The organism is Paraburkholderia sp. J67 (genome assembly GCF_905220265.1).
Lineage (GTDB): Bacteria > Pseudomonadota > Gammaproteobacteria > Burkholderiales > Burkholderiaceae > Paraburkholderia.
Map to the genome: position 1 here is coordinate 49,877 of NZ_CAJMZK010000025.1, position 19,813 is coordinate 69,689.

Consider the following 19,813-nt stretch of genomic DNA (forward strand, 5'->3'; position numbering starts at 1 on the left):
CCGGAAATCTTGCCGGAACTCAGCGCGGCGCGTCAGCCGCCACCCAATCCCCCGATTTCCCGCCGTGCTTCTCCAGCACGCGCACATCGGTGATCGTCATGCCGCGATCCACCGCCTTGCACATGTCGTAGACCGTCAGCAGACCGACCTGCACGGCGGTCAGCGCTTCCATTTCCACGCCTGTGCGCCCGAGCGTTTCCACCTGGGCCGTGCAATGCACGCCGGGCAGCGCCTCGTCGAGCACGAAATCCACCTTCACGCGCGTGATCGCGAGCGGATGGCACAGCGGAATCAGGTCCGAGGTGCGCTTCGCCCCTTGAATCGCAGCGATGCGCGCAACGCCGATCACGTCGCCCTTTTTGGCGTTGCCGTCGCGGATCAGCGCGAAGGTGTCGGGCAGCATGCGGATCGTGCCGCTCGCCACGGCGATGCGTTTGGTCTCGGCCTTGCCGCCGACATCGACCATGTGCGCGTCGCCTGCGGCGTCGAAATGCGTGAGTTCGGGCATGGGAAATCTCCGCTGCGTCATGAGGGGCGCCTATCTTAACAGCGCCGCGTGCGCGCCCAGATTCGAGGGCGGGATTGCGGGCTACAATCGCCCGGTGGCTGGCCGCCGCGCCAGCATCTTGCGCTGTCTGTTCTCCCGACCCGACATCGATGCTTCTGAAACGGCTGCTAGCTGGCTGGTTGTGCGCTTCGCTTGCCGTTCCCGGGCCAGCCTGGGCGCAGACGCCGGGCGGCAGCGGGGCATCGGCGCCGCATGCCGCCGTACTCGATCTGGGTTCGGCGAAATCTGTCACATCGACAGCGTCCGTCAGCACATCCTCTGCTTCGCACCCATCTTCAGTCTCGCTCGCGCCGAATGCGCCCGCGCTCGTGAGCGGCGCACTCGATGACGCCGCCGAACCCGTTATCCCCGCCTCGATCGCGCAGGGCGTGTTCGGCACCTATGGCGGCGCGCAAAGCCGCTTCGGCCAGACGTGGTCGAGTCAGCCGGGCCCGGGCACGACGCCGGGCAACGCCAGTGTGCACGCGCCCGCGTGGGTGCCGCAACTGCCCGATCTGGGCGACGGTTCGGGCGGCGCGCTCACGCCGCAGGCCGAGCGCCGCGTCGGCGAGCGCGTGATGCGCGAGATCCGGCGCGATCCCGACTACATCGGCGACTGGCTCGTGCTCGACTATCTCGATTCGGTTGCCGCGCGCTTGTCCGCCTCGGCGGCGGCGCAGTTCATCGGCGGCTATCGGCCCGACTTCGATCTCTTCGCGGTGCGCGACGCGCAGATCAACGCGTTTTCGCTGCCGGGCGGTTTCATCGGCGTGAACACCGGTTTGATCGTGGCGACGCAGACCGAATCGGAACTGGCCTCCGTGCTCGGCCACGAGATGGGGCACGTCTTGCAGCGGCACATCGCGCGCATGCTCTCGCAGAACGAGCGCACCGGTTATGCGACGCTCGCGGGCATCCTGTTCGGCATTCTCGCGGGCGTGCTCGCGCGCAGCGGCGACCTCGGCAGTGCCATTGCGATCGGCAGCGAGGCGTACGCCGTCGATAGCCAACTGCGCTTCTCGCGCGCCGCCGAACACGAAGCGGATCGCGTCGGCTTTCAGCTGCTTGCGGGTGCGGGCTACGATCCCTGGGGCATGGTGGCGTTCTTCGAGCGGCTCGAACGCGCGTCGATGGGCGACGCCGGCGTGCCCGCCTATGCGCGCACGCACCCGCTCAATGGCGAGCGCATCGCCGATATGCAGGATCGCGCGCGCCGCGCGCCGTATCGGCAGCCGCGTCAGGCATCGGAATTCGGTTTCGTGCGCGCTCGCGTGCGGGTGTTGCAGGACCGCACGCGGGGTGAGTATCTCGAGGAGATTTCGCGTCTGCGCGCGGAGATCGACGATCGCATTGCGGTGAATGTGGCGGCGAACTGGTACGGCATCGCGTTCGCGCAGTTGCAGCTCGAACGTTACGACGACGCGCAGGCCTCGCTTGCGACCGCGCGCGCGGCCTTCGCGCAGTTCGAGGTCGCGGACGGCAGCCGGCAGCGCAGCTCGCCGAGTCTTGATGTGCTCGCCGCCGATATCGCCCGGCGCGCAGGCCGCAGCGACGACGCCGTGCGGCTCGCGCAAGCCGCGCACGCGGCGTGGCCCACATCGCATGCGGCCACCGACACACTGTTGCAGGCCTTGATCGTCGCGCGTCGCTTCAAGGAAGCGCAGACGCTGGCGCGTCGCGAGACCGGAGCGGAGCCGCAGCAGGGCGCGTGGTGGCAGTATCTCGCGCAGTCGAGCGCGGGGCTCGGCGATCAGCTCACGCAACGCCGCGCGCTCGCGGAGAAGTTCGCGCTCGATGGTGCGTGGCCGTCGGCGATCCGGCAGTTGAAGGAGGCGCGCGATATGAAATCGGTGGGCTTTTACGATCTATCGACGATCGACGCGCGCTTGCATGACTTCGAGGCGCGCTACAAGGAAGAGCGCGCCGAGGAGAAGGATCGAGGTTGAGGCCGCGCTCAGCCCGATGCTTTCTGCACTTTCTCTCTTTGTTCGGGACTGGGCACGAAGTCGAATCGCGCGGGCACATCGTCGCGCGCGATGGCCTGGAGCGGCAGGTCGATGCCCGCGCGCCAGTGGAATACGCCGCTCTGGCCGTCGTCGGCGAGCGTCGCGTGCTCGGCAAACCCGTCCAGATCGTGATCGTGCAGCAGCGCCACGCGCGGCTTCACGTCGTTATCGGCATTTCCCGCATCGGCGAACAGCACGCTGCCGTGCTCGTCCAGCCACGCTGCGACCGGCTCGAACGGATGGCCCGCCTGGTCGGTGAGCGTGAGCGAACCCTCGCCATCGTGCGCGAGGCGCACGACGAGCGGCGTGTACTCCAGCTCGACAAACACGCGTTGCGGTCCATTCTGGAAATACCACTGGCCGAGCGCATCGCGCTCGTAGTTGCGGCCGATAAAGGCGTTCAGCGCATCGTGCCGTACCGGCGTGCCTGGCGCGCCTTGAGCCTGGTCGGCTTCGTCGCGCAGACGCCAGTGGCCGCGCGCGTCGAGCCGCAGCCAGCCGCTGCAAGCGGGAACGTTGGGCCAGCGCGCGAGGGCCTGCTTGACGATGTCATCCATGTGCGGTGTGAGGGGAAGCGGGGAGATGGGGCGACAGGTACTGGGTCACGCGTTGCGCGAGCCACTCGCAGCGCCCCGGAAACGGCCCGGTCATGAAACCGACGTGGCCGCCGTCCTCGGGCTGATCCAGCTCCACGGCGGCGCTGACTTCATGACGCGCGGGCAGCGCGTCGCTCGGCAGGAAGGGGTCGTTGCGGGCGTTGAGCAGCAGCGTCGGCACTGCGATCTCGCCGAGCTTCGGGCGCACCGTCGCGCGGGTCCAGTAGTCGTGCGCGCTCTGGAAGCCATGCAGCGGCGCGGTGACGACGTCGTCGAATTCGTACATGTTGCGGGTCGCGAGCACGGCCTCGGCATCGAACAGGCCCGGGAACTGGTCGAGCTTTTGCAGCGCCTTGATCTTGAGCGTCTTGAGGAAGCTGCGCGTGTAGATCATGCCGAAGCCGCTCGCGAGCATCTTGCCGCCTGCGTGCACGTCGAGCGGCGCGGAAATCGCGGCCGCGGCGCTGACGATGCGCGCATCCTCGCGCTGCTGGGCGAGCCAGTGCAGCAACACGTTGCCGCCGAGCGAGACGCCCGCGGCCACGAGCGGGCCCGCGTGCTGGGCGGCGAGGCGGCGCAGCACCCAGTTGACTTCGGCGGCGTCGGCGAGGTGGTAGAAGCGCGGCAGCAGATTCATCGGCCCGCTACAGCTGCGAAAGTGGGGGATCACCGCACGCCAGCCGCGCGCGGTGGCGGCCGCGGCGAGCGCACGCGCGTAGTGCGAGCCGGAACTGCCCTCCAGGCCGTGGAACAGCACGAAAAGCGGGGCGTTGGCAGGCGTGGAGGCGCTCACCTCGACCCAGTCGAGTTCGATGAAGTCGCCGTCGGGCGTATTCCAGCGCTCGCGCCGGTAAACGGGTAGGGGCAAACGTGAGAACAGGGCGGGGACGATGGTCTGGATATGCGCGCCCGGCAGCCAGAACGGCGCCCGGTAGCCGAAGCCCGCGCCCGCAGGGCTGGGTGCTTCGTTCAGGACGGACGATGCGGCTTGCGATGCCGCGTCGAATTTGGTTGCTTCGTCGCCTGTCGTGCTCATGGCCGTCCCCTTCTTGCAACTGCGTGACTTCTTGTTCCTGCCCTGCTACAGCGAGGCGGTTCGCATGAAAGCGAATCCGCATGAAACGTCGCGGCGTCTCGCGCGCCGCTTTGGCCGTGCTTTGGCCGCGCTTTGACCTTTTCGGCGCGCGCTTTAGTGGGCGCGCGCTTTAGTGCAGCGCGCCCTGGCCGTGGCGCAGCTTCGCCGAGAACTGGCTGGCCGCGTCGTCCGGCATACGGCTCGCGTGAATGTGCGCGATGCGCCACTCGCCGCGTTCGTGAACCATCACGTAGGTCGTGAAGACCATCGCCGGAATCGCGTTCGGATCCACGGGGCGGTGCGCTTCCACGATGGCATAGACCACGGTGCCCAGGCTGTCGTACACGCGGATGTCGAGCGGTTCGATCGACACCGGCGCTGCCGTCAGCTGCGAGGCAAGGCCCGCGCGAATATCGGCCAGGCCGTGCAGATGCGCGCCCTCGGCGCTGATGCAGCTAACGAATTCCTCGTCGATCCACAGACCCATCAACGCGTCGATATTGACCTCCGCGACGGCCTGGTAGTACGCGTTGAGAGTGTCCGCGGCGGCTTCGAAGATGTGGGCAAAACGTGGCATGGCTCGTTGATCTGATGCGCTTCGCGCGCGGGTTGGCGGTGGCTTCGGTTTGCTATGCCGCGACTGGCGATGTCCGGACGGTTGCACGGCGCGGGACGCGGTCCTGAACCGGCAGCCGCGAGCATGCGCGTGATGCGAGACAGGCCTGTGACGCGTCGAGGCGTGCCGGGCTGCCCAGGCTTGTGCGAGCGGCGCGCGTTACCTGAATTGGGCGCGCGCCCCGGTCGCGGCGTCGGTGGCATGCCGCACATCCACGTCGCGACGCGTGGTTGCCGCGCAACGCAAGACGTGCAGCACATGTCCTTAGCGTTGGGCGACCAGCATGCCGCGCAAATCGTCGAAGACCTGTTCCGCGCTGAGTTCGCGCAGGCAGTTCTGATGCCCGAGCGGACACTCGCGCGCAAAGCAGGGACTACAGTCGAGATGCAACCATTGTACCTTTGCAAGCTCGGACAAGGGCGGCGTGTGGCGCGGATCCGTCGATCCGTAGATCGCCACCAGCGGGCGGCGCAGCGCGGCTGCCACGTGCATCAGGCCGGAGTCGTTGGTGACCACGGCGCTCGCACGCGAGATCAGCGCGCAGGCTTCGCCGAGCGCGGTCTGGCCGCACAGGTTGCGCACGTTGGGCGCCTGGTCGGCGATCGCCTGGGCGAGCGGAGCGTCCTTGGGCGAACCGAGCGCGACGATCTGCGTGTACGGGAACGACTGGCCGACCATGCGCGCGAGCGCCGCGAAATGCTCGGGCGGCCAGCGCTTGGCGGGGCCGTATTCGGCGCCGGGGCAGAACACCAGCAGCGGCACGCGCGTGTCCAGATTGAAGCGCGCCGAGACGCGCGACGCTTCGTTCGGATCCGATTCAAGACGCGGCAGCGGCAGATCGTCGGGCACCTTCGCGCCGGGCGCCCAGGCGAGCGCGGCGTAGTGCTTGACCATCGGCGGGCGCTCGTCCTTGGGCGGATTCGCGTGGCGCACGTTCAGCAGGCCATAGCGGCTCTCGCCGGTGTAGCCGATCCGCAGCGGGATGTTCGCGAGCCACGGGATCAGCGCGGACTTGAGCGAATTCGGCAGCACGTAGGCCGCGTCGTAGTGCTCGGCGCGCAGATCGCTCGCCAGTTGCCAGCGGCGCAACAGTTGCAGCTTGCTGTGGGCGAGGTCGGTGGCGTAGACGTCGCGTATCTCGGGCATGCGCTCGAGTACGGGCGCAACCCAGGAGGGCGCAATCGCGTCGATTTCGATACGCGGATGCAGTTTTACGAGCCGCGAAAAGAGCGGCTGCGCCATCAGTGCGTCACCGATCCAGTTCGGTGCAATTACCAGCGCGCGGCGCATCGGGATTCAAAGTCCGGAAAAGGCAAAGGTTTCGGGCACGGGCGGCCGGTTAGGGCCAGCGTCGGCATGCGCGAAACGCGGTTGAAAAAACGACGCGCGAGGCGCGTCGGGAGTTGCGGGGTCTGCACGTGGCGCACGTAGCGTGCCGGGTGCTGCCCCGCGCTAACGTCGGGAATGCCAAATTTCGGCAGCGGCCGAAAGCAGCAGGAAATGCCCGATCGTGCTCGAGCGCGCAGGGAAGCAATCAAGCGCGCCCGCGGTGTGAACACCCCGAGCGCGCTCCAACTCCGTTCCAGCGGCTATCGGCTTCACCCGGCGCGGCCGTGCGCAAAGCGCTGCGCGGCCGCGTGCCGTCAGTGGCCGTGCACGACCTCGCCGTCCTTCAGCTTGTAGCGCGTGCTGCAATACGGGCACTTCGCTTCGCCGTGCGTGACGTCGATAAAGACGCGCGGATGATTGCTCCAGCGCGGCATCGACGGGTTCGGGCAGTACGCCGGCAGGTCCTTGGCCTTCAACTCGACCAGCGGCATTTCCTTCAGTTCGCTCATGGGGATGATTCTCTGTGTAGCAGTGGGGCGCAATGTTGCCTCTGGCGCAGCGGGTCGTCAGACCTTCGCGAGCCAGTGCGCGTATTTCTCGTTTTTGCCCGAGACCACGTCGAAGAAAGCCGATTGCAGCTTCTCGGTGATCGGGCCGCGCGAGCCGGAACCGATGGTGCGGTTGTCCAGTTCGCGGATCGGCGTGACTTCGGCGGCGGTGCCGGTGAAGAACGCTTCGTCGCTGGTGTAGACCTCGTCGCGCGTGATGCGCTTTTCGATCACGGGGATACCCATGTCGCGCGCCAGCGTGATGACCGTGTCGCGCGTGATGCCGTCGAGGCAGGACGCGAGATCCGGCGTGTAGATCTTGCCGTTGTTGACGAGGAAGAAGTTTTCGCCCGAGCCTTCCGAGACGTAGCCGTCCACATCCAGCAGCAGGGCTTCGTCATAGCCGTCGGCGGTGGCTTCCTGGTTGGCGAGGATCGAGTTCACGTACCAGCCCGATGCCTTCGCGCGCACCATCGACACGTTCACGTGATGGCGGGTGAACGACGAGGTCTTCACGCGGATGCCCTTGGCGAGGCCGTCTTCGCCCAGATAGGCGCCCCACGGCCAGGCCGCGATGGCCACATGAATGGTGTTGCCCTTGGCCGATACGCCGAGCTTTTCCGAGCCGACCCAGATGATCGGACGGATGTAGCACGATTCGAGCTTGTTCTCGCGCACGACTTCGAGCTGGGCGTCGGACAGCGTTTTCGCGTCGAACGGTACGTCCATCTGGAAGATCTTGGCCGAGTTGAGCAGACGCTTGGTGTGCTCGGCGAGGCGGAAGATGGCGGTGCCATTGGCCGTCTTGTAGGCGCGCACGCCTTCGAAGACGCCCATGCCGTAGTGCAGCGTGTGGGTCAGCACGTGGATGTTGGCGTCGCGCCAGTCCACCAGCTTGCCGTCCATCCAGATCTTGCCGTCACGGTCGGCCATTGACATACGATTCTCCAGGCGAGTGCAGTAAAAGCGGTGAATAACGGTGCCAAAACCGGCAAAAACCCGGCGAAAACCGTTCTTGACGGCCCTTCGCCACGCTGCGCGCCCCGGTGCGCCGGCACGCCACGCTTGCGTTTGGCAAAGAGGACCATTCTAACGTCATTTATGCACCGCGAGCGCGCTCGCGGGCGCGCGCGGCGGGGCTTCGGGGCACTTTCGCGGCGTCTGCCTGGCCGATTCGGGCAGGCCTGAGGGGTTTCCCGGCGCCATTGCCATGCGAGCTGCCCCCGGTTCTCATGTTGCGTTGCGAAAATGTAAGCCTCGCACTCAGCGTTCTCCCAAATACGGGAGATTCGCCGAAGCACGCCTCAGATCATCCTGGCTATCGGCTAAAATACCGATCTCGCAATTCGATGCCGGCTCGTGCCGAGCGCCGAGCAAGCGACCCGCGCCAGCGCCTGGAGACGGCTGCTGCGTGGATCCCGCGCCGCGCCCGTCGCGCCTTCGCCGCCTTGACCAGCCTTCACCCGCTGGTTCAGCGGACCTGCATCGTCTTGTCACCGCCTTCCCACCATCAAGATGACATGTCCATGAACAAGGTTCTGCGTCTATCCGATCTGATCTCCGAAGGCAAGCTCAAGGGCAAGCGGGTGTTCATCCGCGCCGACCTGAACGTGCCGCAGGACGACCACGGCAACATCACCGAAGACACCCGCGTGCGCGCGTCCGTGCCGGCCATCAAGGCCGCGCTGGATGCGGGCGCGGCCGTCATGGTCACGTCCCACCTGGGCCGCCCGACCGAAGGTGAATTCAAACCCGAAGACTCGCTCGCGCCGGTCGCGAAGCGTCTGGCCGAGTTGCTCGGCCGCGACGTGCCGCTGGTCGCGAACTGGGTTGAAAACGGCGTGAACGTCGAGCCGGGCAACGTCGTCCTGCTCGAAAACTGCCGTGTCAACAAGGGCGAGAAGAAGAACTCGGACGAGCTGGCGCAAAAGATGGCCGCGCTCTGCGACATCTACGTCAACGACGCCTTCGGCACGGCGCACCGCGCCGAAGCCACCACCTACGGCATCGCGAAGTACGCGGGCATCGCCTGCGCAGGCCCGCTGCTGGCCGCTGAACTCGACGCGCTCGGCAAGGCGCTCGGCGCACCCAAGCGTCCGCTGGTGGCGATCGTCGCCGGTTCCAAGGTCTCGACCAAGCTCACCATTCTCAAGTCGCTGGCCGAAAAGGTCGATCAGCTGATCGTCGGCGGCGGCATCGCCAACACGTTCATGCTGGCGGCCGGCCTGAAGATCGGCAAGTCGCTTGCCGAAGCCGATCTGGTGGACGACGCCAAGGCGATTATCGACGCGGCGCGTGCACGTGGCGCCTCGGTGCCGATCCCGACCGACGTGGTGACGGCCAAGGAATTCTCGCCGACGGCCAAGGCCGAGACGAAGAATGTCGCTGACGTCGCCGACGACGACATGATCCTCGACATCGGCCCGGTCACGGCCAACGCGCTCGCCGCGCAGCTCTCGCAGGCCGGCACGATCGTGTGGAACGGCCCGGTCGGCGTGTTCGAGTTCGACCAGTTCGGCAACGGCACCAAGACGCTCGCGGACGCCATCGCCAATTCGGGCGCGTTCTCGATCGCTGGCGGCGGCGACACGCTCGCAGCCATCGCCAAGTACAACATCGCTGACAAGGTGAGCTACATCTCGACCGGCGGCGGCGCTTTCCTCGAGTTCCTCGAAGGCAAGAAGCTGCCGGCAGTCGAAGTGCTCGAAACCCGGGCGGCTTCCTAAGTGGCGCCGCGCGCCCCGGCCGGGAAGGCCAATGTGAAACTTCCCCGTGCGAATGCGCAAAAGCGCGTCGCAGCCGGGGCCGCCGCGAAACAGCAGGGGCGCGCAGCGCCCTTGCCTGGCACGCCAGGAAAGTCAGGCACGACGCGCGCGGGCGCGACACCCGCAGCCGTGCCGGCGTCCGAGCCTGTAGTCGTACCAGCAGCCGTGCCAGCAGCCGCACCTGTAGCCGCACCTGTAGCCGAACATGAACTGACGCCGTCTGGCGCCGCGACCGCTGAATCGCGTGCGACGACGACGCTACCGCATACAAGAAACGCCGCCCCGGTCACTCCGACCGCCGCGGCGCCCTCCAAGAAAGCGACGCCGGGTCTGACCGGTGCGCGTAACGGCCACGCCGCGCAAGCCACACCCGCGCAGGCGCAGCCGTCCAGCACTTCTCGCAGTAACGGTTTTCCCAGCGATCCTTTCCAGACGAGGAGACTCATGCATCGCGCCACCAAGATTGTCGCCACCATCGGTCCGGCTTCCAGCACGCCGGACATCCTGCTGAAAATGATCCGCGCAGGGTTGGACGTGGTGCGCCTCAACTTCTCGCACGGCACCGCCGACGATCATCGTCAGCGTGCGGAGAACGTGCGGCAATGCGCCCGTCAGGCCGGTCGCGAAGTCGCGATCATGGCCGACCTGCAAGGCCCGAAGATTCGCGTCGGCAAGTTCGAGAACGGCAAGACGACGCTCGAACCGGGCCAGCCCTTCATTCTCGACGCCGAGTGCGAACTCGGTAACGACGAGCGCGTCGGCCTCGACTACAAAGACCTGCCGCGCGACCTCAAGCCCGGCGACGTGCTGCTGCTCAACGACGGCCTGATCGTGCTCGACGTCTCGCGCGTGATCGGCAGCGAGATTCATACGGTCGTGAAGGTCGGCGGCGAACTGTCCAACAACAAGGGCATCAACCGCCAGGGCGGCGGCCTCACGGCGCCGGCGCTCACCGCGAAGGACATGGAGGACATCCGCACGGCGATGTCGATCGGCGTGGACTTCGTGGCCGTGTCGTTCCCGAAGAACGCCACCGACATGGAAATGGCGCGCCAGCTCGCCAACATCGCGGGCGCACCTCACGGCATCAAGCCGAAGATGATCGCCAAGATCGAGCGCGCGGAGGCGATCCCCGCGTTGCAGGAAATTCTCGATTCGTCGGACGGCATCATGGTCGCTCGCGGCGACCTGGCCGTCGAAGTCGGCAACGCGGCGGTGCCCGCGCTGCAAAAGCGCATGATCCGCATGGCGCGCGAGTCGAACAAGCTCGTCATCACGGCCACGCAGATGATGGAGTCGATGATCTACGCGCCGGTGCCCACCCGCGCGGAAGTCTCGGACGTCGCCAACGCCGTGCTCGACGGCACCGACGCGGTGATGCTCTCGGCCGAATCGGCGGCGGGCAAGTACCCGGTGCAAACCATCGAGACGATGGCCGCGATCTGCCTGGAAGCCGAAAAGTCGGAGCAATCCGAGCTGGACAAGGATTTCCTCGACCGCACCTTCACGCGCATCGACCAGTCGATCGCCATGGGCGCGCTGTTTACGGCCTACCACCTGGGCGCGAAGGCGATTGTCGCGCTGACGGAATCGGGCTCGACCGCACTGTGGATGTCGCGTCACTGGACCCACGTGCCGATCTTCGCGCTCACGCCGCGTGAGGCCAGCGAGCGCGCGATGTCGCTCTACCGCAATGTCACGCCGCTGCATCTGGACACCAGCAGCGACCGCGACACGGCGCTGCAGCAGGCGATCGAAGTGGTGGTGAGCAAGGGCTACGCGTCGCGCGGCGACATGATCGTGCTGACCGTGGGCGAGCCGATGGGTCAGCCCGGCGGCACCAACACGCTGAAGATCGTGCGTGTGGGCGACGTGCTGTAAATCGGCGGGATTTTTTTCGCTTTATTTTCGGGACGCATCGAAAAGTGTGCCCAAAACGCGAAAAATAATCGGCTGAAGAAGTAACGCACCGCTGGCGTCGACTGGTATCACATTGGTATCAGACCGGCGCCAGATCGGTGCTAGTTGTCTGCTAAATCGCAGTGAAATCGAGGCAAATCCCCGCAATTTCGGTCATCGCGCAGGTGGGTCTAGACGCGCGCTGTCAATCCTTTTTGCATCTTCTCGCCGATCTGACGTTCCGATACGCCAATTTCATGCCAGTTACGCGTTTCGGCGCGGGAATTGCAGTCGCTTCGCGATAAAATCACGTCATTGAGCCCGCGACGAGCACGCGGGAGGCGGCTGCCAGGCCGCCCTCGACCGGCTGCGCAAGACGGCCGGCGGCACGAAGCAATTCGTTTCAAATCAAAGGAGTAGCAACAATGCCTCTCGTTTCAATGCGTCAACTGCTCGACCATGCGGCCGAAAACGGCTACGGTCTGCCCGCGTTCAACGTGAACAACCTCGAACAGGTTCAGGCGATCATGGAAGCGGCCAGCCAGGTCGGTTCGCCCGTGATCATGCAGGCCTCGGCCGGCGCGCGTAAGTACGCGGGCGAGCCGTTCCTGCGCCACCTGATCGAAGCGGCGGTCGAGTCGTATCCGCATATCCCCGTCGTGATGCACCAGGACCACGGCCAATCGCCGGCAGTCTGCATGGCCGCGATCCGCAGCGGTTTCACCAGCGTGATGATGGACGGTTCGCTCGAAGCCGACGGCAAGACGGTCGCTTCGTACGAGTACAACGTCGATGTGTCGCGCAAGGTCGTGGAAATGGCGCACTCGATCGGCGTCACGGTCGAAGCGGAACTGGGCGTGCTCGGTTCGCTGGAAACGCTGATGGGCGACAAGGAAGACGGTCACGGCGCCGAAGGCACCATGACGCGCGAACAGCTCCTGACGGACCCGGAGCAGGCCGCCGACTTCGTCAAGCTGACCCAGTGCGACGCACTGGCGATCGCGATCGGCACCTCGCACGGCGCGTACAAGTTCTCCAAGAAGCCCACGGGCGACATCCTGTCGATCCAGCGCATCAAGGAAATCCACGCACGCATCCCGAACACGCACCTGGTCATGCACGGTTCGTCGTCGGTGCCGCAGGAACTGCTGGCTGAAATCCGCGAATTCGGCGGCGATATGAAGGAAACGTACGGCGTGCCGGTGGAGGAGATCCAGGAAGGCATTCGTCACGGCGTGCGCAAGATCAATATCGACACCGACCTGCGTCTGGCGATCACCGGCGCGATCCGTCGCTATATGTTTGAAAACCCGTCGAAGTTCGACCCGCGCGATTACCTGAAGCCGGCCCGCGAAGCCGCGAAGAAGGTGTGCGTGGACCGCTTCCTCGCGTTTGGCTGCGAAGGCCAGGCGGGCAAGATCAAGCCGATCTCGCTCGACAAGATCGCCGACAAGTACAAGTCGGGCGAACTCGCACAGATCGTCCGCTAAGCTCACGCCAGCCGACGTCATCTGCGGACGCGCGCGGCCTTGGCCCCGCGTCCGTGGCGAGACAAAACGTCGCCGTTTCCGCCTGTTTTGGGGGACGGCGACGTGCTTTTTGGTTTACCCTCGCAATACCTTCAGAATTCCGCCTTCAGCTTGCCTCGCAGGCCGGGGTTCCGCCTCTGTTCCGATAGTCCGATAGTCCTCGTACTGTCTTTTTAGCGAATCACGACGATGTCTACCCTCTACGAATCCACGCTCCGCTCGCTGCCGCTTCTGGGCCGCGGCAAGGTCCGCGACAACTATGCCGTCGGCGCCGACAAGCTGCTGATCGTCACGACCGACCGCCTGTCGGCGTTCGACGTCATCATGGGTGAGCCGATTCCGCGCAAGGGCGAGGTGCTCAACCAGATGGCCGACTTCTGGTTCGAGAAGCTCAAGCACGTCGTGCCGAACCACCTCACGGGCGTGGCGCCGGAAACCGTCGTGGCCGCCGACGAAGTCGAGCAGGTCAAGGGCCGCGCTGTCGTGGTGAAGCGCCTCGAGCCGATCCTCGTCGAAGCCGTGGTGCGCGGTTATCTGGCCGGCAGCGGCTGGAAGGACTATCAGGCGACCGGCGCCGTGTGCGGCGTGCAACTGCCCGAAGGCCTGCAAAACGCGCAAAAGCTGCCCGAGCCGATCTTCACGCCGGCAGCGAAGGCCGAAATGGGCCATCACGACGAGAACATCACGTACGACGAGATGGAGCGCCGCATCGGCACCGAACTCTCGCGCACGATCAAGGAAATCTCGATCAAGCTGTACAAGGAAGCGGCTGACTACGCGGCCACGCGCGGCATCATCATCGCCGACACCAAGTTCGAATTCGGTCTGGACAACAACGGCCAGCTGTTCCTGATGGACGAGGCGCTCACCGCCGACTCGTCGCGCTTCTGGCCGGCCGACCAGTACCAGGTGGGCTCGAACCCGCCGTCGTTCGACAAGCAGTTCGTGCGCGACTGGCTCGAAACCCAGGACTGGAAGAAAGAGCCGCCGGCGCCGAAGCTGCCCGACGAAGTCGTCGAGAAGACCTCGGCCAAGTATCAGGAAGCGCTCGAGCGCCTGACCGGCCAGAAGCTGGCGTAAAGCCGCCTGTCTACAGTACGTAATAGAGGGAAGAAGGAAGCACAATGAGCGAAGTTCAGACGGCTCACCAGCACGCGGCGCCACTCGTCGGCGTGTTGATGGGTTCCAGCTCCGACTGGGACACGATGAAGCACGCGGTCGCGATCCTGCAGGAGTTCGGCGTCGCCTACGAGGCCAAGGTCGTGTCGGCGCACCGCATGCCCGACGAGATGTTCGAGTACGCGGAAAAAGCGCGCGAGCGCGGCCTGCGCGCGATCATCGCGGGCGCGGGCGGCGCGGCGCACCTGCCGGGCATGCTGGCGGCCAAGACCACGGTGCCCGTGCTCGGCGTGCCGGCGGTCAGCAAGTACCTCAAGGGCGTGGACTCGCTCCACTCGATCGTGCAGATGCCTAAGGGCGTGCCGGTCGCGACCTTCGCCATCGGCGAGGCGGGTGCGGCCAATGCGGCGCTCTTCGCGGTCTCGATGCTGAGCGTGACCGACCCCGAATACGCGAACAAGCTTGCTGCTTTCCGCGTGCGCCAGAATGAAGCGGCGCATGCGATGGTGTTGCCGGCGCTGTAAGCGCCTGTCGTCGGCGTGGGTGGCGCGTCGTGAGACGTGTGCCCCCCGCCGACGTTAAACCCCCGGTCTGTCCGCGCGACGCACCCCCCACGCGCCGCGGCCAGCCGCGACCGACCACGAAGATGACTCCTGACAATTCTCCGGTTTCACCGATCCTGCCTGGCGCCTGGCTGGGCATGGTGGGTGGCGGCCAACTCGGCCGCATGTTCTGCTTTGCCGCCCAGGCGATGGGCTACCGCGTCGCCGTGCTCGATCCCGACGCGACGAGCCCCGCAGGCACCGTGGCCGACCGCCACATCTGCGCCGCCTACGACGACGAAGCCGCGCTGACCGAACTCGCGCGCCTGTGCGCGGCCATCTCGACCGAATTCGAGAACGTGCCCGCCGCGAGCCTCGACGCGCTCGCCAAATCGACCTTCGTGAGTCCCGCCGGCCGCTGCGTGGCCATCGCGCAGGACCGCATCGCCGAAAAGCGCTTTATCGCATCGTCGGGCGTGCCGGTCGCGCCGCACGTGGTGATCGAATCGTCGCAGGCGCTCGCCGCCATCGACGACCAGACGCTCGCCGACGTGCTGCCCGGCATCCTCAAGACCGCGCGCATGGGTTACGACGGCAAAGGCCAGATTCGCGTGACCAACGCCGACGAAGTGCGCGAAGCGCATGCGTCGCTTGGCGGCGTGCCCTGCGTGCTGGAAAAGCGCCTGCCGCTCAAGTTCGAAGTGAGCGCGCTGATCGCGCGCGGCGCGAACGGCGCGGCCGCGGTCTATCCGCTCGCGCAGAACACGCACCGCAACGGCGTGCTGTCGCACACCATCGTGCCCGCGCCGGACGCGAGCGAAGCGCTCGTGCAACAGGCCCAGCAGGCCGCGTTGCAGATCGCCGCGAAGCTCGGCTATGTGGGCGTGCTGTGCGTGGAGTTCTTCATTCTCGAAGACGGTTCGATGGTCGCCAACGAAATGGCGCCGCGCCCGCACAACTCGGGTCACTACACGACCGATGCGTGCGCAACGAGCCAGTTCGAGCAGCAGGTGCGTGCGATGACGGCCATGCCGCTCGGCGACACGCGCCAGCATTCGCCGGCTGTGATGCTCAACATCCTCGGCGACGTGTGGTTCCCGGCAGGCGCTGGTGAGGCCAAGGCGCAAAAGGGCGCCGCGCCCGTCACGCCGCCGTGGGATCAGGTCGCGGCGATGCCCGCTGCGCGCGTGCATCTGTACGGCAAGGAAGAAGCGCGTCCGGGCCGCAAGATGGGTCACGTGAACTTCACCGCGCCGACGCTCGACGAAGCACGCACGGCCGCACGCGATTGCGCGCGCTTGCTGCACATCGTCACGAGCTGAGTTTGGACCTGAAGTTGAGTCACTCCATGTCCGATCAGCAGAACTCACCGCATCCGACCGACGCCGAGATCGAGCAAGCCGCCGCGCTGCTCGACGCCGGTGAGCTGGTCGCGTTCCCCACCGAGACCGTCTACGGCCTCGGCGGCGATGCGGCCTCGCCCGAGGCGGTCGCGCGTATCTACGCGGCCAAGGGCCGTCCGGCCAACCATCCGGTGATCGTGCATCTGCCGCCGGGCGGCGATCCGACCTACTGGGCAGCCGAATGGCCGGAAGCGGCGCAGAAGCTCGTCGAGGCCTTCTGGCCCGGTCCGCTCACGCTGATCGTCAAGCGCCACGCGCGCATTCCCGATGCGGTGAGCGGCGGTCAGGACTCGGTAGGCCTGCGCTGCCCGTCGCATCCGGTGGCGCAGCGCCTGCTGGCGGCGTTCTCGCAGCGGCGGGGCGGTCATGGCGGCGTTGCGGCGCCGTCGGCGAACCGCTTCGGCCACGTCAGCCCGACCACGGCGCAACACGTGCGCGACGAGTTCGGCGCGGCGGTGCATGTGCTCGATGGCGGCGCGTGCGACGTCGGTATTGAATCGACGATTCTCGATCTCTCGCGCGGCTTTCCGGCCTTGCTGCGACCCGGTCACGTGAGCCCGCAAGACATCGCGCGCGTGCTGGGCGAAGCGCCGCGTTTGCCCGACGGCTCGGACGCCACGGCGCCGCGCGCTTCCGGCACGCTCAAGGCGCACTACGCGCCGCGCACGCCGCTCGCGCTGCTGCCGTTCGACGCGCTTGCACCGATGCTCGACGCCGCACGCGACGCGGGCGAGACCGTGGCGCTGGTGGCGCGTGTCTCGCGCGCGGGCGAGTGGGCGCAAGCGGCAAACGTGCATTTCGTGGCTGCGCCGGAAGAGCCGCAGGTCTACGCGCGCGAGCTTTACAGCTTGCTGCGTGCGCTCGACCGTGCGAACGTCTCGCGCATCCTGATCGAAAAGCTGCCGGAAACCATTGAGTGGATCGCCGTGAACGATCGGCTCGGTCGCGCGGCGGCGGCATTCGAGCAACAGCAGGACTGACGTTCCGCTGCATTCGAATCGGATGAAAAAACACCCCACGGCCGCAAGGCGCGTGGGGTGTTTTGTTTTGCGCAGGGCGAACCTGCGCGTTCACGCTTACTGCGGCGCCTTGCCGATGCCAGCCGCAGCCAGTTGCGTCTCGACGTACGAGGCGAACTGCGCGTGCAGTTCCGTCGTCGGGTGCACCAGATCCGCGAACATATAGGTCGTGGGCGCGTTGGCGGCGACCAGCGTTTGCGGCGAGCAGAACAGCGACGAGCCGAAGTTCGAGCCATACACGGCGGCTGCGGCATTGATCACGTCCTGCGACGTGCCGGCCGGCAGGCCCAGCACCGACGGATGCGCCAGCGCGAAGTTGGTCGCGTTGGTTTCCATCTGCGTCAGGTTGCACGCCGTTGCGGTGTTCGTCACGGTGAAGCCCAGGCTCGCGGCGTTCGTGATCGACTGGTCGAGCCACGAGAACGTATCGACGAGCACGACCTGCTTGGCGGCGATCGAGCTCGACAGGCCTTCGATGAGCGTGAGGTTGTACGCCGCCGTGATCAGCGAGAGCGCCTGGTCGGGTGCGCCGGAAGAGCCGGGCGTGACCTTCGCGGCCGCATCGACGGCGAGCGCGGCCGGCGTCTTGCCGATGTCGGGCACGGTCACCACGGCGACCTTCGGCGTACCGGCGATCTGCGTGTTGACGAGGTTGGCCAGCGTACCCGCGGCGGTGAGGATCGGCAGGACCGAGGCGAAGTCGGTGCTCGCGTTGGTGTCCGCCTGGATCACCTGGAGCAGCACCGCGGCCGGCACGAGCGCCTGTGCCTGTGCAGCCGTGAAGCCCTTCGCGACCAGTGCTGCGGCCGTGTTCTGCTGAACCGTCGTGTTGCTCACGAGCGAGGCGTAGCTGCTCGATGCCAGCGCCGTGCCGAAGCTCGTCAGGCCCGCGGCGCTGTTGCTCACGAGGCCGAGGATTTCATTCGCGCCGCCTTCGACGAGCACGAGCTGGCTCGCGTTGAAGCTGCCGTGCTGCGCCAGATATTGCTGGAGCTGCCACGTGACGGGCTGCTGGCTCGCCTGCGGAATCGCGGCGCTGGTGTTGCTCACGCCGCCGGTGGCGACCAGTGCGCCGCCCTGTGCGTAGTCGAGGCCGCCCGTGGCCGTCAGCGGCAGGCCGAAGCCGCCTTCGAAGGCCGGGCTGAGCGTGTTGCCGAAATACTCGGAGACTTTCTGCGTCCAGACTTCGCCCGGGTTGGTCGTGAAGCGGCCGCCGCCGAAGCCCGGCGCGATCTGCTCGGAATAGGTGCCGGCGTCCGACAGGCTGGTGCCGAATGCCACCACCTGCAACTTCGTGCCCGAGGGCGGCGTGGCGCTCGACGAGTTGTTGTCGCCGCTACCGCCGCCACCACAGGCGGCGAGGAGCGCGAAGGCCGCGCTCGCGAGGGCGATCTGGGTGGCGCGCAGCAGCGTACGGTGTCTCGGTCCTTGATGCTTCATATTCACTTCATCTCCTCTGTATGTGGCCTGTGTTGCCATTGCCTTGATGCCAGCTTCTGATACGTCTGTAAGTCTTCGGGCGGCGCAAAAGCACCGCTTCGACTGCCTCGCGATGCCAGGCCGCGCATCGCTCGTTGTGGTTTGCGTACATCCCCGGGGCTGTGGCCAACAGCCTACGCAATCTCTCAGGTCTTGCGCGACCCGAAGTCACCCTCGGTGTTGTTTTCCGTCACCGCTGATTTCGTGTCTTGCGCATATTTCGCGTCGTGGCGCGCACACCAGTCGGGTGGTGCGAACAACGCAGCAAGCCGCGTGCGCGAGTCGGGCATGCGGGCAAAGTCGCGCGCCATCGCGATCCATTCGTGAAAGCTCGCCTTGAGCGGGTTATAGGTATCGAGCGGCTTGACGATGCCGTACACGGGCGGCTCGTGCGCGTCTTCCTCGACATAGCTGCCGAACAGGCGATCCCAGATCGCGAGCACGCCCGCATAGTTGCGGTCGATATAGCGGTCGTTGCGCGCGTGATGGACGCGATGCATCGAGGGCGTATTGAAGACGTATTCGAGCCAGCCGAGCTTGCCGATGGCCTGGGTATGCACGAAGAACTGGAACGCGAGATTGACGAGCACGATGGCCACGATCTGCGTGGGCGTGAAACCGAGCACGGCGAGCGGAATCCAGAAGATCCACATGCCCGCGACGGGATACATGAGGCTCTGGCGAAACGCCGTCGAAAGATTCAGGCGTCCCGACGAATGATGGACGACGTGCGCGGCCCAGAGCCAGCGCACGCGATGGCTTGCGCGGTGGAACACGTAGTAGAGCAGGTCCTGGGCGAGGAAGAGCGCGAGCCACGCGAGCAGCCCCGGATGCCAGTCGACGAGACGCCAGTGCTGGTAGACCCATGCGTAGACGGGAATGGCGACGAGCCAGGCGAGCTTGTCGGCGCCTTGATGCATGAGGGCGAGCGCGGCGTTGCAGAGCGTGTCGGGCCAACTGTAGAGCGCGGCGCCTGCGCGGGTGCGGGCGAGGTGCCAGGCCTCCCAGCCGATGCAGGCGAGAAACACGGGCGCGAGCGCGAGCAGCAGCCATTCAGCGTCGAACTGCACGAACGTCGTCCTCCTGTCCCGTGGGCGGCACTGGCGTGGCAGTGCGGCGGTGTTGTCTCTGTCTCGTGTCCGTCTGATGCGGACGCCGGCGCGCGTAGGTGTAATGAGTCGCGCTGCACGGACTGTGCCCGTCAGGGTACACGCCCCGCACGCGTGACGCTCGGGGCTTTGCTAGAGGAAAACTTCGAGGGGAGCGACCGCGAGCAGAACGTTCGCGGTGGTTTTACGCGGCTTTTGAGCGCCTGGAGAGGCGTCGAGTGCCGGTGCGCAG

17 protein-coding genes are annotated in these 19,813 nt (G+C 66.3%); 8 read left to right on the plus strand and 9 right to left on the minus strand.

All coding sequences use genetic code 11. From position 1 onward, the window contains the following. Nucleotides 1-19: 19 nt before the first annotated feature. Complete coding sequence (moaC, locus tag U5782_RS31740; RefSeq protein WP_322047833.1) at nucleotides 20-508, minus strand: cyclic pyranopterin monophosphate synthase MoaC; 489 nt, start codon at nucleotides 506-508, stop codon at nucleotides 20-22. A gap of 149 nt (nucleotides 509-657) precedes the next feature. Here moaC and U5782_RS31745 point away from each other — a divergent pair, with 149 nt between their 5' ends. Beyond that, entirely contained in the window at nucleotides 658-2,493 is a 1,836-nt protein-coding gene (locus U5782_RS31745; RefSeq protein WP_322047834.1) for a M48 family metalloprotease, read from the plus strand. Nucleotides 2,494-2,501: 8 nt separating this feature from the next. Here the strand turns inward: U5782_RS31745 and U5782_RS31750 are convergent, their stop codons facing one another. From U5782_RS31750 to U5782_RS31775, 6 genes are all read right to left on the minus strand, one after another. Continuing rightward, nucleotides 2,502-3,110, minus strand: a complete 609-nt coding sequence (locus U5782_RS31750) for a DUF2946 family protein (RefSeq protein WP_322047835.1) — start codon at nucleotides 3,108-3,110, stop codon at nucleotides 2,502-2,504. Next, nucleotides 3,103-4,185 carry a hydrolase gene (locus U5782_RS31755; protein ID WP_322047836.1) on the minus strand — a complete coding sequence of 361 codons (1,083 nt, stop codon included), beginning with the start codon at nucleotides 4,183-4,185 and terminating at the stop codon, nucleotides 3,103-3,105. The genes U5782_RS31750 and U5782_RS31755 overlap by 8 nt, the downstream gene beginning before the upstream one ends. 169 nt (nucleotides 4,186-4,354) lie before the next feature. Next, on the minus strand, nucleotides 4,355-4,801 hold the full coding sequence (locus U5782_RS31760; protein ID WP_322047837.1) for a nuclear transport factor 2 family protein: 447 nt from the start codon (nucleotides 4,799-4,801) through the stop codon (nucleotides 4,355-4,357). A gap of 303 nt (nucleotides 4,802-5,104) precedes the next feature. Then, nucleotides 5,105-6,130, minus strand: a complete 1,026-nt coding sequence (gene waaF / locus U5782_RS31765; RefSeq protein ID WP_322047838.1) for a lipopolysaccharide heptosyltransferase II — start codon at nucleotides 6,128-6,130, stop codon at nucleotides 5,105-5,107. A gap of 353 nt (nucleotides 6,131-6,483) precedes the next feature. Continuing rightward, nucleotides 6,484-6,678: a zinc-finger domain-containing protein gene (locus U5782_RS31770; protein ID WP_224016465.1), complete on the minus strand. Its 195-nt coding sequence runs from the start codon at nucleotides 6,676-6,678 to the stop codon at nucleotides 6,484-6,486. 57 nt (nucleotides 6,679-6,735) lie between these two features. Next, the gene (locus U5782_RS31775) at nucleotides 6,736-7,656 is read right to left on the minus strand and encodes a branched-chain amino acid transaminase (RefSeq protein WP_322047839.1); all 921 of its coding nucleotides are present in this window, start codon (nucleotides 7,654-7,656) and stop codon (nucleotides 6,736-6,738) included. A gap of 587 nt (nucleotides 7,657-8,243) precedes the next feature. Here U5782_RS31775 and U5782_RS31780 point away from each other — a divergent pair. The 7 genes from U5782_RS31780 to U5782_RS31810 all read left to right on the plus strand — a co-directional run bounded on the left by U5782_RS31780 (nucleotide 8,244) and on the right by U5782_RS31810 (nucleotide 16,954). Beyond that, the gene (locus U5782_RS31780; RefSeq protein ID WP_322047840.1) at nucleotides 8,244-9,443 is read left to right on the plus strand and encodes a phosphoglycerate kinase; all 1,200 of its coding nucleotides are present in this window, start codon (nucleotides 8,244-8,246) and stop codon (nucleotides 9,441-9,443) included. A 483-nt stretch (nucleotides 9,444-9,926) separates the two neighbouring features. Continuing rightward, entirely contained in the window at nucleotides 9,927-11,363 is a 1,437-nt protein-coding gene (gene pyk, locus U5782_RS31785) for a pyruvate kinase (protein ID WP_322047841.1), read from the plus strand. Between the two features lie 443 nt (nucleotides 11,364-11,806). Beyond that, nucleotides 11,807-12,871 carry a class II fructose-bisphosphate aldolase gene (fba, locus tag U5782_RS31790; RefSeq protein WP_322047842.1) on the plus strand — a complete coding sequence of 355 codons (1,065 nt, stop codon included), beginning with the start codon at nucleotides 11,807-11,809 and terminating at the stop codon, nucleotides 12,869-12,871. 228 nt (nucleotides 12,872-13,099) lie between these two features. Next, nucleotides 13,100-13,990, plus strand: a complete 891-nt coding sequence (locus U5782_RS31795; RefSeq protein ID WP_322047843.1) for a phosphoribosylaminoimidazolesuccinocarboxamide synthase — start codon at nucleotides 13,100-13,102, stop codon at nucleotides 13,988-13,990. Between the two features lie 44 nt (nucleotides 13,991-14,034). Further along, nucleotides 14,035-14,553, plus strand: a complete 519-nt coding sequence (gene purE / locus U5782_RS31800; protein ID WP_028217826.1) for a 5-(carboxyamino)imidazole ribonucleotide mutase — start codon at nucleotides 14,035-14,037, stop codon at nucleotides 14,551-14,553. A gap of 122 nt (nucleotides 14,554-14,675) precedes the next feature. After that, the gene (locus U5782_RS31805) at nucleotides 14,676-15,893 is read left to right on the plus strand and encodes a 5-(carboxyamino)imidazole ribonucleotide synthase (RefSeq protein WP_322047844.1); all 1,218 of its coding nucleotides are present in this window, start codon (nucleotides 14,676-14,678) and stop codon (nucleotides 15,891-15,893) included. A gap of 26 nt (nucleotides 15,894-15,919) precedes the next feature. Next, on the plus strand, nucleotides 15,920-16,954 hold the full coding sequence (locus U5782_RS31810) for an L-threonylcarbamoyladenylate synthase (RefSeq protein ID WP_322047845.1): 1,035 nt from the start codon (nucleotides 15,920-15,922) through the stop codon (nucleotides 16,952-16,954). A 96-nt stretch (nucleotides 16,955-17,050) separates the two neighbouring features. Here U5782_RS31810 and U5782_RS31815 read toward each other — a convergent pair whose 3' ends face one another. Continuing rightward, nucleotides 17,051-18,433, minus strand: a complete 1,383-nt coding sequence (locus tag U5782_RS31815) for an SGNH/GDSL hydrolase family protein (protein WP_322047846.1) — start codon at nucleotides 18,431-18,433, stop codon at nucleotides 17,051-17,053. Nucleotides 18,434-18,618: 185 nt separating this feature from the next. Then, complete coding sequence (locus tag U5782_RS31820; RefSeq protein ID WP_322047847.1) at nucleotides 18,619-19,542, minus strand: sterol desaturase family protein; 924 nt, start codon at nucleotides 19,540-19,542, stop codon at nucleotides 18,619-18,621. Between the last annotated feature and the right edge of the window lie 271 nt (nucleotides 19,543-19,813).